At 71.0% G+C, this 12783-nt stretch carries 13 protein-coding genes; 11 read left to right on the top strand and 2 right to left on the bottom strand.

What is annotated here, in order from left to right; translation table 11 throughout:
• Window positions 1–2: 2 nt before the first annotated feature.
• On the top strand, window positions 3–1376 hold the full coding sequence (locus tag ACQ7HM_RS02830; RefSeq protein WP_434214714.1) for an amidase: 1374 nt from the start codon (window positions 3–5) through the stop codon (window positions 1374–1376).
• Window positions 1373–2044 carry a 5,6-dimethylbenzimidazole synthase gene (gene bluB, locus ACQ7HM_RS02825; protein ID WP_434214713.1) on the top strand — a complete coding sequence of 224 codons (672 nt, stop codon included), beginning with the start codon at window positions 1373–1375 and terminating at the stop codon, window positions 2042–2044. The genes ACQ7HM_RS02830 and bluB overlap by 4 nt, the downstream gene beginning before the upstream one ends.
• Before the next feature lie 263 nt (window positions 2045–2307).
• Here the strand turns inward: bluB and ACQ7HM_RS02820 are convergent, their stop codons facing one another.
• On the bottom strand, window positions 2308–2793 hold the full coding sequence (locus ACQ7HM_RS02820) for a PPOX class F420-dependent oxidoreductase (RefSeq protein ID WP_434214712.1): 486 nt from the start codon (window positions 2791–2793) through the stop codon (window positions 2308–2310).
• Window positions 2794–2821: 28 nt separating this feature from the next.
• On the bottom strand, window positions 2822–3895 hold the full coding sequence (locus tag ACQ7HM_RS02815; RefSeq protein ID WP_434214711.1) for an isocitrate/isopropylmalate dehydrogenase family protein: 1074 nt from the start codon (window positions 3893–3895) through the stop codon (window positions 2822–2824).
• Window positions 3896–4087: 192 nt separating this feature from the next.
• Here ACQ7HM_RS02815 and ftsH point away from each other — a divergent pair, with 192 nt between their 5' ends.
• From ftsH to panC, 9 genes are all read left to right on the top strand, one after another.
• A complete protein-coding gene (ftsH, locus tag ACQ7HM_RS02810) occupies window positions 4088–6448 on the top strand; it encodes an ATP-dependent zinc metalloprotease FtsH (protein WP_434214710.1) in 2361 nt (786 codons plus the stop codon).
• Between the two features lie 109 nt (window positions 6449–6557).
• Window positions 6558–7163: a GTP cyclohydrolase I FolE gene (gene folE / locus ACQ7HM_RS02805; RefSeq protein ID WP_434214709.1), complete on the top strand. Its 606-nt coding sequence runs from the start codon at window positions 6558–6560 to the stop codon at window positions 7161–7163.
• A gap of 107 nt (window positions 7164–7270) precedes the next feature.
• Window positions 7271–8113 carry a dihydropteroate synthase gene (folP, locus tag ACQ7HM_RS02800; RefSeq protein ID WP_434215612.1) on the top strand — a complete coding sequence of 281 codons (843 nt, stop codon included), beginning with the start codon at window positions 7271–7273 and terminating at the stop codon, window positions 8111–8113.
• Window positions 8106–8483: a dihydroneopterin aldolase gene (gene folB, locus ACQ7HM_RS02795; protein ID WP_434214708.1), complete on the top strand. Its 378-nt coding sequence runs from the start codon at window positions 8106–8108 to the stop codon at window positions 8481–8483. Before folP ends, folB begins: the two co-directional genes overlap by 8 nt.
• Window positions 8480–9016 (top strand): 2-amino-4-hydroxy-6-hydroxymethyldihydropteridine diphosphokinase, encoded by a 537-nt coding sequence (folK, locus tag ACQ7HM_RS02790; RefSeq protein WP_434214707.1) that lies wholly within the window; start codon window positions 8480–8482, stop codon window positions 9014–9016. Before folB ends, folK begins: the two co-directional genes overlap by 4 nt.
• The gene (locus ACQ7HM_RS02785) at window positions 9013–9552 is read left to right on the top strand and encodes a DUF3180 domain-containing protein (RefSeq protein WP_434214706.1); all 540 of its coding nucleotides are present in this window, start codon (window positions 9013–9015) and stop codon (window positions 9550–9552) included. Before folK ends, ACQ7HM_RS02785 begins: the two co-directional genes overlap by 4 nt.
• 90 nt (window positions 9553–9642) lie before the next feature.
• A complete protein-coding gene (locus ACQ7HM_RS02780; protein WP_434214705.1) occupies window positions 9643–10734 on the top strand; it encodes a DUF6779 domain-containing protein in 1092 nt (363 codons plus the stop codon).
• Window positions 10735–10882: 148 nt separating this feature from the next.
• Window positions 10883–11833, top strand: a complete 951-nt coding sequence (locus ACQ7HM_RS02775; RefSeq protein ID WP_434214704.1) for a Rossmann-like and DUF2520 domain-containing protein — start codon at window positions 10883–10885, stop codon at window positions 11831–11833.
• Window positions 11830–12783, top strand: a complete 954-nt coding sequence (gene panC, locus ACQ7HM_RS02770; protein WP_434214703.1) for a pantoate--beta-alanine ligase — start codon at window positions 11830–11832, stop codon at window positions 12781–12783. The genes ACQ7HM_RS02775 and panC overlap by 4 nt, the downstream gene beginning before the upstream one ends.

The raw sequence follows: 12783 nt of genomic DNA, 5'->3' as shown, positions 1-12783 counted from the left end.
CCATGACCACCGCGATCGCTCTCGCCGCCGACGTCGCCGCCGGACGGGTGCGCCCGGAACAGGCCGTCGACGACGCGCTCGCACGCATCTCCGCGCGCGACTCCGACGTCGGCGCCTTCGTCCGGGTCCGCGCCCACGCCGCGCGCGCCGAGGCCGCGGCACTCGCCGAGCGCACCGACCTCGGCTCGCTGCCGCTCGCCGGCGTGCCGATCGCGATCAAGGACAACGTCGCCGTCGCCGGTGAGCCGATGACCGTCGGATCGCGTGCCACCGTGCGCGATCCGCAACCCGCCGACCACACGATCGTGTCGCGGCTGACCGCCGCGGGCGCGGTGGTCGTCGGAATCACCGCGGTGCCCGAGCTGTGTCTGTTCGGCGCGACCGACAGCCCCGATCGGATCACCCGCAACCCGTGGAACCGGAATCTCACCGCGGGCGGGTCGTCGGGTGGGTCGGCGGCCGCGGTCGCCAGCGGACAGGTGCTGCTGGCGCACGGCAACGACGGTCTCGGGTCGATCCGCATCCCGGCCGCCGACTGCGGACTGTTCGGCATCAAACCCGGGGCGGGCGTCGTCCCGCCCCAGGGCGGCGGCAACGGTTGGTACGGCATGGCCGAGAACGGCCCGCTCGCCACCACCGTCGCCGACGCCGGGGTGATGCTCGCCGTGATGGCCGACGACATGTCCCTGGCCACCGCGGCCGACGGCACGAACGCCGGCGCACTGCGGATCGTGGTGGCCGAGAACTTCCCGCTCGCGATCGGCGCGACCGACCCGCACTGGGCGGCCACGCTGACCGCGGCATCGCAGGTCGCCGCCGAGATCGGTCACCACATCAGCACCGCCGACCTCCCGTATCCGACGAACCCCGCCCCGCTCATGCTGCGGTGGGTGGGTGGTGCGGCCGCCGACGCCGCCGACATCGCGAGCCAGGGTGGCGATCTGCGACAGCTGCAGAAGCGCAGCCGCCGGCACACCGCGTTGGGTCGCATCGTCAACCGTCGCGGCCTCGTCACCGAGGCGCAGAAGACCGCCACCGTGGCGCGGGTGGAGCGCTACCTCGACGAGTCCGGCGCCGACGTCGCGATGACCCCGATGCTCGCCCGGCCCCCGATCGACGCGGCGCGGTGGAGCGAGCGCGGATGGCTCGCGAACATGTACGCCAACATCGGCTACGCGCCCTTCGCCGGACTGATCAACCTGCTGGGATGGCCGGCGATGTCGGTGCCGTTCGGTCTGCACCCGGCGTCGAAGACGCCGATGGCCGTGCAGGTCTTCGGCCGACCGGGCAGTGAGGCCACCCTGCTGGGGCTCGCGGCGCAGCTCGAACAGGCACGGCCGTGGCCACGGATCGCACCCGGCTTCGACGGGCTGTGACCGCACCCGGACCCTGCGATCCGTTCCCGCCCGCCGACCGGGACGCGGTCTATCGGGTGATCGAGAAGCGCCGCGACATCCGGCATTTCGCGGGTGGCGTCGTACCCGACGACGTGTTGACGCGCCTGCTGGCGGCGGCGCACCACGCGCCGAGCGTCGGGTTGATGCAACCGTGGCGGTTCGTGCGTGTCACCGACCGTGTGGTCCGTGCGTCGATCCGCGATCTGGTGGAGGACGAGCGCGTTCGTACCGCCGACGCGCTGGGGGAGCGGTCCGACGACTTCATGACGCTCAAGGTCGAGGGCATCGCCGAAGCGGCCGAGGTGCTCGTCGTCGCGCTCGCCGACCATCGTGAACGACACGTCTTCGGTCGGCGCACGATGCCGCAGATGGACCTGGCGTCGGTGTCGTGCGCGATCCAGAACCTGTGGCTGGCCGCGCGGGCCGAGGGGTACGGGATGGGCTGGGTGTCGCTGTTCGACCCGGCCGTGCTCGGTGGGCTGCTCGGGTTCCCCGACGGCGCCGAGCCCGTCGCGGTCCTGTGCCTGGGCCCGGTCGACGAGTTCTACGAACGGCCGATGCTCGTCGAGACCGGATGGGCGACCGAACGCCCCCTCGACGACCTCCTCTTCACCGACCGCTGGCCCACCCCGCCGATCGTGCAGTAAACCCCGCCGACCGGGCACTTACACGCGTCGATCGGGCACTTACACGCGTCGATCGTGCACTAATAGCGATCGGTCGGGCACTTGCCGTCTCTGCCCGAATCGGCCGCACCGTCTCCGCCCGTTCGACGTGCGGAACTGCCCGATCGACGACGATATGTGCCCGCTGGACGGGGACCTCTGCCCGATCGACGCAGATAACTGCCCGCTCGACGGGGACAACTGCCCGATCGACGCGGATAACTGCACGGTCGGCGGGGTGAGGGTCAGGAGTCCTGCGCGTCGAGCTTGGCCGCGACGTCCTGGGGGAAGCCGCCGGTGGCGATGGGGCCCCAGCGAGTCGGGGTGACGCGGATGAGGGACTTGTTCTGCGTCGCCATCGCCGCGCGGTACTCGTCCCAGTCGGGGTGCTCGCCGGAGATCGACCGAAAGTACTCCACGAGCCCCTCGAGCGACTCGGGTTGGTGGAGCACCTCGGCGGTGCCGTCGACCTGCACCCAGGCATCGTTGAACTCGGCCGAGAGGACCAGCACCGACACCTCCGGGTGCTTCTCGGCGTTGCGGGTCTTCGCCCGCCCGGGGTAGGTCGAGATGACGATGCGTCCCTCGCCGTCGACCCCGCCGGTCACCGGCGACATCTGCGGACTGCCGTCGGAGCGGGTCGTCGTGAGGATGAGGTTGTGTCGGGTGCGGACGAAGTCGAGGAGTTCGTCGAGTTCGACGCGGTCGTTGGTCGCTACGTTTCTGGCCACGAACCCACGGTAGCGACCGGCGACGTCCTCAGGCGTCGATGCGGCGCACGATCTCGGCGACAGCGGCCGCGGTCCCGCCCACCGGGCATCCGTCGGAACCGATCCGCAGCGTCGCCTCACCCAGTGCGCCGACGACCGCGGCGCGGATGAGATCACCCGCGTCGCCGAGCCCGACATGATCGAACAGCAGTGCGGCGCTGAGGATCTGGGAGATCGGATTGGCGCGGTCGGTGCCCGCGATGTCGGGTGCGCTGCCGTGGATGGGCTCGAAGTAGGCCGCGTGGTCCCCGATGTTGCCCGATGCGCACATCCCCAGCCCGCCGACCGTCCCCGCACCGAGATCGCTGAGGATGTCGCCGAGGAAGTTCTCCATCACGAGCACGTCGAACCGTTCGGGGCGCACCACGAGGTCGTGGGCGGCGGCGTCGGCGTAGAGGTGCTCGGCGGCGATGTCGGGATACTGCGCGGCGACGGTGTCGAACACCGACCGGAACAGCGCGTAGCTCCGCAGCACGTTGCTCTTGTCGACACAGGTGACCCGGCGGACACCGTCGACGGGTGCACCGGGGCGACCGCGGGCCAGCTCGAACGCGTGGCGCGCGACGCGTTCGACGCCGACCCGGGTCACCATCAGCTGGTCGACGGCCGCCTCGGTGGTGGCGACCCCGTTGCCGCGCGAGAGATAGAGGCCCTCGGTGTTCTCCCGGACGATGACGTAATCGATCTCACCCGGCGCGTGCCGGGTCGCGCCGGTGATGCCCGGCATCAGCCGCACCGGTCGCACGTTCGCGTAGGTGTCGAGGCCGGTGCGCAGGATGCCGCCGAGGACGCCGGCCTCGGTGCCGTCGGGATGGCGCACCTCCGGCAGGCCGACCGGACCCTTCAGCACGCCGTCGGCGGTGCGCAGGCGGTCGAGTCGGTCGGCGGGAAACGCCGACCCGGTGGCACGGAAAACCGCTGCACCTGCGTCGATGGGTTCGATGTCGAGGTCGACACCGACGTGGCGGGCGGCCGCGTGCATCACCGCGACGGCGCCTGCGACCAGGTCGGGACCGATGCCGTCGCCGGGGATCGTCACCACGTCGATGCGGCGTGCGGTCATGGGATGGGGCCTCCTGGGTCGTCGACGGCGGGCGCCGCGGACGCCCCGGGTGACCGCTGACCTGCGCGTCCGCTTCGCCGGGAGCTCGTACCGTCGTCCGGGAACGCTGCGTCGTGCCGCGACGTTGACAGGTAGCCTGACAGTTCAGGTGTACCTACATCGAAGGGACGCGCCGGCGCCGGCTGGGACGTGATGAACCGTAAGACTGTATTCCGCAATTTGGCCATCGTCGCTGTCATCGTGCTCGCGATCTGGGGGTGGACCTTCCTGCGCGACGGTGATCGCGAATACAAGAGCGTGGACACGTCGGTCGCCCTCACCCAGCTGAACACGAAGAACGTGTCGAACGTCGAGATCGACGACCGTGAGCAGCAGCTCCGTCTCGAGCTCCGCAACTCCGTCGACGGCACCACCAAGATCAGCGCCAAGTACCCGGCCCGGGGCAGCGAGTTCGTGTTCGATTCCGTCCGCGAGTCCGGGGCCAAGTACCAGACCAACGTCACCCAGGAATCGGCGCTGTGGCAGATCCTGATCTTCATCCTCCCGATGCTGATCCTGTTCGGACTCTTCTTCTTCGTGATGAGCCGCATGCAGGGTGGCGGCAAGGGCGGGGTCATGGGCTTCGGCAAGTCCAAGGCCAAGCAGCTGTCGAAGGATCATCCGAAGACCACGTTCGCCGACGTCGCCGGTTCCGACGAGGCGGTCGAGGAGCTCTACGAGATCAAGGACTTCCTGCAGAACCCCGCGCGCTACCAGGCGCTCGGCGCCAAGATCCCGCGCGGCGTGCTGCTCTACGGCCCTCCCGGTACCGGCAAGACTCTCCTCGCGCGCGCCGTCGCCGGCGAGGCCGGCGTCCCGTTCTTCACCATCTCCGGCTCGGACTTCGTCGAGATGTTCGTCGGTGTCGGCGCCTCGCGTGTTCGTGACCTGTTCGAGCAGGCCAAGAACAACAGCCCCTGCATCATCTTCGTCGACGAGATCGACGCCGTCGGACGTCAGCGCGGCGCCGGCCTGGGCGGCGGTCACGACGAGCGTGAGCAGACCCTGAACCAGCTCCTCGTCGAGATGGACGGCTTCGGCGAGCGCTCCGGCGTCATCCTGATCGCGGCGACCAACCGCCCAGACATCCTGGACCCGGCGCTGCTGCGACCCGGCCGTTTCGACCGGCAGATCCCGGTCGGCAACCCCGACATCGCCGGCCGCAAGGCGATCCTCAAGGTGCACGCCGCGGGCAAGCCGATCGACCCCGACGCCGATCTCGACGGTCTCGCCAAGCGGACGCCGGGCATGTCCGGCGCCGACCTGGCCAACGTCATCAACGAGTCGGCGTTGCTCGCCGCCCGCGAGAACCGGACGACGATCACCGCCGAACTGCTCGAGGAGTCGGTCGACCGCGTCGTCGGTGGACCGCGCCGCAAGAGCCGCATCATCAGCGAGCAGGAGAAGAAGATCGTCGCCTACCACGAGGGTGGACACACCCTCGCCGCGTGGGCGATGCCCGATCTCGACCCGATCTACAAGGTCACCATCCTCGCCCGCGGTCGCACCGGCGGTCACGCGCTGGCCGTGCCGGAGCAGGACAAGGACCTGATGACGCGCTCGGAGATGATCGCGCGTCTGGTGATGGCGATGGGTGGGCGTGCCGCCGAGGAACTCGTGTTCCACGAGCCGACCACCGGTGCCTCGTCCGACATCGACCAGGCGACGAAGATCGCCCGCGCGATGGTCACCGAGTACGGCATGAGCGCCAAGCTCGGCGCCGTCCGCTACGGCCAGGAGCAGGGCGACCCGTTCCTCGGCCGATCGATGGGCGCGCAGAGCGACTACTCCTCGGAGGTCGCCGCCGAGATCGACGACGAGGTCCGTCGTCTCATCGAGGCCGCACACACCGAGGCGTGGGCGATCCTGAACGAGTACCGCGACACCCTCGACGACCTCGCGACCCAGCTGCTCGAACGCGAGACGCTGACCCGCAAGGATCTCGAGGTGATCTTCTCGAACGTGGAGAAGCGTCCGCGCATCACCACGTTCAACGAGTTCGGTGACCGCACGCCCAGCGACAAGCCGCCGGTGAAGACGCCGGGCGAGCTGGCCATCGAGCGCGGCGAGCCATGGCCCCCGGAGCCCGCCCCCGATCTCCGCAAGGAGCCGGTCGGCGCCAACGGTTACGCGCCGAACGGCTACAACGGCAACGGGTACAACGGGAACGGCCACAACGGTGACGGTTACGCACCCAACGGCTACGGGCAGAACGGCCCGAACGGCTACGCACCCAACGGCTACGGGCAGCCCGAACCCCACGGTCAGCCGCAACCCCACGGACAGGGCCAGGCCTACCCCGGTTACCCGCAGGGCTATCCCGCCCCCGGCCACCAGGGACCCGGGTACGGAAACCCCGGCCATCAGCCCGAGCCGCAACCGGTTCCGCGCCAGCAGAACCCGGGCTACCCCGCCCCGGACACCGGGACCCGTCCCGACTACGGCGCCCCGGACGGCTGGTCGGCTCCCGGTTGGCCGCCGCGTGACGGCAACGGATCCCAGCCGCCGCGATGACCCCCCACGTCGCCGGCCCACCAGGGCCGGCGACGTATCGCACATCCCCCACCCCACACACGTTCACCCCAGACATGACCGCGGGCACTCACAGAAGAGCGAGCTCCTGATGACCAGAACCGACGAGAACCGTGCCGCCATCGCACCTTTCGACCAGCCCCGCGCAGAGGCGGCGGTCCGTGAGTTGCTCGTCGCGATCGGTGAGGATCCCGACCGGGACGGTCTGAAGGAGACGCCGGCACGCGTGGCGCGGGCGTATCAGGAGATGTTCGGCGGACTGCACGTCGAACCCGACGACGTCCTCGCGACCACCTTCGACGTCGGTCACGACGAGCTGGTGCTGGTCAAGGACATCCCGATGTACTCGACCTGCGAGCACCACCTGGTCTCGTTCCACGGCGTCGCCCACGTCGGGTACATCCCCGGCAAGGACGGCCAGGTCACCGGCCTGTCGAAACTGGCGCGGGTGGTCGATCTCTACGCCAAGCGCCCCCAGGTGCAGGAGCGCCTCACCACACAGATCGCCGACGCCCTCGTGCGCAAACTCGACCCGCGCGGGGTGATCGTCGTGATCGAGGCCGAGCACCTGTGCATGGCCATGCGCGGCATCCGCAAGCCCGGTGCCTCGACGACAACCTCCGCGGTGCGCGGGGTGTTCAAGACCAGCGCCGTGAGTCGCGGTGAGGCGCTCGACCTCATCGCGCGGCGCTCCTAGACCCAGCACCGAGTCCCGACACGGTGACCCTCGCCTACGCTGACCGGGTGTCATCGGAGCCCGCACCCCGTGCGTCCATCGCCACCACCGGCGGTGCGACCAGGGTGATCGGCGTCCTCAACGTGACCGCCGATTCCTTCTCCGACGGCGGCCGGTACCTCGACACCGACGCCGCCGTCGCCCACGGTCGCCGACTCGCCCGCGAGGGAGCCGACCTCGTCGACGTCGGTGGTGAATCGACCCGACCCGGCGCCGTGCGCATCGACCCCGAGACCGAGATCGCCCGCGTCGTGCCGGTGGTCCGCGCGCTGTCGGACGAAGGGATCGTCATCTCCGTCGACACCATGCACGCCCCGGTCGCCGAGGCCGCTGTCGCCGCCGGTGCGCAGGTCGTCAACGACGTGTCCGGTGGCCGCGCCGACCCCGACATGGCGCGGGTCGTCGCCGACGCGGGCGTGCCGTGGATCCTCATGCACTGGCGACCGGCACTCGACCGCGCCGGCGAGCAACGCTTCGCCCACCGGGTCGACGACGTCGGCGGCTACCGCGACGTGGTCGCCGAGGTGAGCGGCGAACTGCTCTCCCAGGTCGATGCCGCGGTGTCGGCGGGCGTCGACCCGGGATCGGTGATCCTCGACCCCGGACTCGGGTTCGCCAAGGCCACCGAACACAACTGGGCCCTGCTGCACGCCCTGCCGACGCTGGTCGGTCTCGGTTTCCCGGTGCTCGTCGGGGCATCGCGCAAACGCTTCCTCGGTGCGCTGCTCGGCGGCGACGCCGATCCGCGCCCGCCGGCCGGACGCGAGGTCGCCACCGCGGCCATCAGCGCGCTGGCCGCGATGAACGGCGCATGGGGCGTGCGCGTGCACGATGTGGTCTCGAGCCGCGACGCCATCGCCGTCGCGACGGCATGGAACGACGGCGGACGTAGGGGACGAGTGGATGGCTGACCGGATCGAGTTGCGCGGCTTGGTCGTTCGCGGTCATCACGGGGTGTTCGACCACGAGCGCCGCGACGGTCAGGATTTCGTCGTCGACCTCGTGTTGTGGCTCGACCTGCGCCCGGCCGCGGCGAGCGACGACCTCGCCGACACCGTCGACTACGGCGGTCTCGCACAGCGGGCCCACGACATCGTCGCGGGGGAGCCACGGGATCTCATCGAGACGGTGAGCGCCGAGATCGCCGAGGACATCATGCGCGACGAGCGCGTGGCGGCCTGCGAGGTCACGCTGCACAAGCCGTCGGCGCCCATCCCGCTGACCTTCGCCGACGTCGCCGTCATCGCACGGCGTTCGCGCTCGCCGCGAGGGGACCGATGAGTCGAGCCGTGTTGTCGATCGGGTCGAACATGGGCGACCGCCTCGAACTTCTCGCCTCGGTCCGCGAGCACGTCGCCGAGCACCTCGTGGCGGTGTCGGCGGTGTTCTCGACCCCGCCGTGGGGTCCGGTGGCCCAGGACGACTTCGACAACGCCGTCCTCGTCGTCGACGACCCGGACCGGTCACCCGTCGACTGGCTCGAGACCGGCTTCGCACTCGAACGCGCAGCGCAGCGCAGCCGCGAGACCCGCTGGGGCCCGCGCACACTCGATGTCGACCTCGTCACCGCGAGCATCGACGGGCAGGTCGCGGTCAGCGACGACCCCGTGTTGACCCTGCCGCATCCGCGCGCCCACCTGCGGGCGTTCGTGCTGATCCCGTGGCTCGACGCCGATCCGGGCGCCACCCTGCGGACGCCGGACGGCGATCGTCCGGTGACCGAGCTGGTCGACGCCCTCGACCCCGCCGAGCGTGACGGCGTCCGTCGGCGTGACGTCGAGCAGTGGTCGACGACGGCGCGGGGTGTCTCGTGACGACCCGCGGGCCCGGACCGCGCGGCAACCGTCGCGGCGACGACCCCGACGAACCGGGCCTCAAGCCCACCCGCGTCCGTGACCTGCTCGGTGTGGCCGCCGTCGTCGCGGTCGTCGTGTGGTTGCTGGTCCGCGTCAGCTACGGCGAACTGCCGCCGCTGCCGCTGCTGGCCGGACTGATCCTCTACGTCCTCGCCGCGCTCGAGGTCGTGATCGCGTTCGTCGTGCGATCGCGGGTGGCGCGCGCGCAGGTCGGCTCGAGCCGCGAACAGCTGCATCCGATCACCGCCGCGCGGGTGCTCGCGCTCGCCAAGTCGTCGGCCCTGCTCGCCGCACTCGCGGTGGGGGTGTGGGTCGGTTTGCTGGCATATCTGCTGGCGCAGAACGATTCCTCGGCCGCCGACCACGACACCCCGTCGGCCGTCGTCGGTCTGATCGGTGCGGTGGCGCTCGGCGCGGCGGCTCTCTGGCTCGAATACTGCTGTCGGACACCCGACGATCCCACCGACGCCGGCGTCTCGGGCCCCGCGGTCTGACGTCTCTGTGAGTACCCCCGGCAACTCTCGTCGGGGAACCACCGGTCGACCTCGCACAACCGTCGCGCGAACGCAGGTATGTTGACGCCCATGACGACCTCCGGTGGCCGCAAGGCCGACGCACGCCGTCAGCGCCGTGGTCCGGCCCAGTACCTGCTCGGTCTGCTGCTCGCCCTCGCGATCGGTGCGAGCGTCGCGATGATCTTCAGCCCGACCCGCAGCATCGTCGCGAGCCTCGCCGTCATCGCCGCGCTGTGGGCGGCGGTGATCGGGGCGATCCTGGTGACGAAGTTCCGCCGCCAGGCCGATGCGGCCGAGTCGAAGACCCGCGACCTGCGACTGGTGTACGAGCTGCAGCTCGAACGCGAGATCACCGCGCGCCGACAGTACGAACTCGGTGTCGAGGCCCAGATCCGCAAGGAGGTGCGCGCCGAGACCAACGAGGAGCTCCACGAGCTCCAGGCTCAGGTGGCGGCGTTGCGCTCGAGCCTCGAACTGCTGGTGGGCGAACTGCCCGAACAGCGGGTCGCGCTGTCGACCGAGCGATACCCCGAACTCGAGCGCACCCGCGGACCACAGCAGCAGACCGCGGACCTCGACGACAGCGTCGTCGCCGAACGGGACTTCGCGGGCACCGCTCCGGCGCAGGACCCGGTGTCCCCGATCCCGACCTCACCGCCGCAGTCGATGACCGAGGTCATCCCGGCGGTCACCGAGCCCTCGGCGCCGGCTCCCGAGACCCCGATGTTCACTGACGAGACCCCGACCGACGAATGGGCGACCCCCGCGCCGCCCGCGGCCGTCACACCCGAGCCGCCCGTATCGTCGACCGCGCCACCGGCCACGACCCCGCGCCGTCCCGAGCCCCGCCTGACCGCGACGCCGGTCGAGACCCCCGCGGCCGGCGGCCGGCATGGGCGATCGGCGGCTGCCGCGTCGGCCCCGGATACCGCGCCCGAACCGGGACCACAGACCGCCGCCGATCCCGAGCCGGTCGCCGAGCCCGAGGCCGTCGCCGACACCACCGCGGCGTGGGACACCTCGGCCTCCAGCCGCGGTCGGGATCGGCACCGTGCCCCGGAGACCGAGCCGGGTGCCCACGCCAACGGTCGATCGGTGTCGGATCTCATCGAGCAGTTCCGCGCGCCCACCCCTGGCGGCCGCCGCCGTCGGCGTGACTGAACGACTCCGTCGTGCGTGAATGAGTGACGCAGCCGAACCGGTGACCCCGATCACACGTGTTGGCCGCTGAGGCGACCGGCGACCTATCCTCGCCGAGGAACGTCCGGTACCCGATCGTTGGGACCGGAACGAACAACGGAGGACATCGGTGACCTCACCGGGTATCGCGAACTGGCCTACGCCGGCCCGACTCACCGTCGGGATCGTGTCGGCCGGTCGGGTGGGCACCGCTCTCGGCGCCGCCCTCGAGCGCGCCGATCACGTGGTGGGTGCCGTCGTCGCCCGGTCACCCCAGTCCCGTTCCCGCGCCGCGCGCCGACTGCCCGAATCACAGGTCCTCGACCTCGCCGCCGTCGCGGCCCGCAGTGAACTGCTCATCATCAGCGTGCCCGACGCCGCTCTGTCCGCCGTGATCGCCGACCTCGCGGACTCCGGTGCCGTCCGCCCGGGCACGATCGTCGCCCACACCGCCGGTGCCCACGGTGTCGCGATCCTCGAACCCCTCACCGCACGCGGCGCGACCCCCCTCGCCCTGCACCCGGCGATGACCTTCGTCGACAGCGACGACGACATCACCCGACTGCGCTCCGCGTGTTTCGGGGTCACCGCGGCCGACGAGATCGGTCACGCCGTCGGCACCTCCCTCGTACTGGAGATGGGGGGCGAACCCGTCGCCGTCGCCGAGAAGGCCCGCCCGCTCTACCACGCCGCACTCGCCCACGGCGCGAATCATGTTGTGGCGCTCGTGTCCGACGCCGTCGCCGCGCTGCGCATCGCGCTCGAGCAGTCGGTCGGTGAGGGCTTCTCCGCCGCCGATCCCGATCCGCTCGCCGCGGGGCTGCCGGAACGCATCCTCGGACCGCTGGTGTCGGCGGCCCTGCAAAACGTGCTCGAACTCGGTCCCGCGGCGCTCACCGGGCCGGTGGCGCGGGGCGACGCCGACGCGGTCGCCGCCCACCTCGCCGCCCTGGGTGCCGCCGACCCCGATCTCGCCGAGACCTACCGCGCGATGTCGCTGCGCGCCGCGGCCCGCACCGACGCGCCGCCGGCGCTGATCGACGTCCTGACCGGCTCGACCCACCGGAGAGGTGACCTGTGACCCCGCCCGAACCGACGGCACCCGGACGTCCCTATGTCGCGGGATCGCTGACCGTGCACCGCGACCCGGCGACACTCACCCAGATCAGCCGTGCGCTGCGGTCGACCGGCAAGCGCGTGGTGCTCGTACCGACGATGGGGGCGCTGCACGCCGGTCACCGGGAGCTCATCCGGGCCGCCAAGGCGCAGGGGCCGACCGTCGTCATCGTGTCGATCTTCGTCAACCCCCTGCAGTTCGGGGTGGGGGAGGATCTCGACGCCTACCCGCGCACCTTCGACGCCGACCGCGCGATCTGCGAAGAAATGGGGGTCGAGCTGTTGTTCGCGCCCACCGTGGCCGACATGTACCCCAACGGACCCCGCACCACCATCCACCCCGGACCCGCGGGTGCCGAACTCGAAGCAGCCTCGCGGCCCACACATTTCGCGGGCATGCTCACCGTCGTCGCGAAGCTGCTGGCCATCGCCGCACCGCACGCCGCCTACTTCGGCGAGAAGGACTACCAGCAACTCGTGCTGGTGCGACAGATGGTCACCGACCTCAACCTCGACATCGCGATCGTCGGCGTGCCGACGGTGCGGGAACCCGACGGGTTGGCGATGTCGAGCCGCAACCGGTATCTCACGCCCGCGCAACGAGAGTCGGCGACGGCACTGTCGGCGGCACTGGTCGCCGGGGCGTACGCCGCCGCCGGGGGTGTCGAGGCCATCCTGTCCACCGCCCGCGGTGTCCTCGCCGAGCGTCCCGACATCGACGTCGACTACCTCGAGGTACGTGGCGTCGACCTCGGTCCGCCGCCCGACCACGGTGACGGTCGACTGCTTGTCGCCGCGCGGGTCGGCACCACCCGACTGCTCGACAACGTCGGTGTCGCCGTCGGCACCGGGTTCCTCAACCGCGGCGGTGGCGAACCCGGCACCCCGTCGGCCGATCTCCCGGAAGGGCACTGA

It is taken from the genome of Williamsia sp. MIQD14, assembly GCF_051025635.1.
In the GTDB taxonomy this organism is placed as follows: Bacteria; Actinomycetota; Actinomycetes; order Mycobacteriales; family Mycobacteriaceae; genus Williamsia_A.
Note: the sequence above shows the minus strand (reverse complement) of the source record. Positions and strands in the feature narration are given on the sequence as shown.

Bases quoted from the DNA above. Each gene is read 5' to 3' on its own strand.
- folE (WP_434214709.1), top strand. From the start codon at position 6,558: ATGACCAGAACCGACGAGAACCGTGCCGCCATCGCACCTTTCGACCAG.
- ACQ7HM_RS02780 (WP_434214705.1), top strand. From the start codon at position 9,643: ATGACGACCTCCGGTGGCCGCAAGGCCGACGCACGCCGTCAGCGCCGT.
- ACQ7HM_RS02815 (WP_434214711.1), bottom strand. From the start codon at position 3,895: ATGACCGCACGCCGCATCGACGTGGTGACGATCCCCGGCGACGGCATC.
- folB (WP_434214708.1), top strand. From the start codon at position 8,106: ATGGCTGACCGGATCGAGTTGCGCGGCTTGGTCGTTCGCGGTCATCAC.
- ftsH (WP_434214710.1), top strand. From the start codon at position 4,088: ATGAACCGTAAGACTGTATTCCGCAATTTGGCCATCGTCGCTGTCATC.
- folK (WP_434214707.1), top strand. From the start codon at position 8,480: ATGAGTCGAGCCGTGTTGTCGATCGGGTCGAACATGGGCGACCGCCTC.
- ACQ7HM_RS02830 (WP_434214714.1), top strand. From the start codon at position 3: ATGACCACCGCGATCGCTCTCGCCGCCGACGTCGCCGCCGGACGGGTG.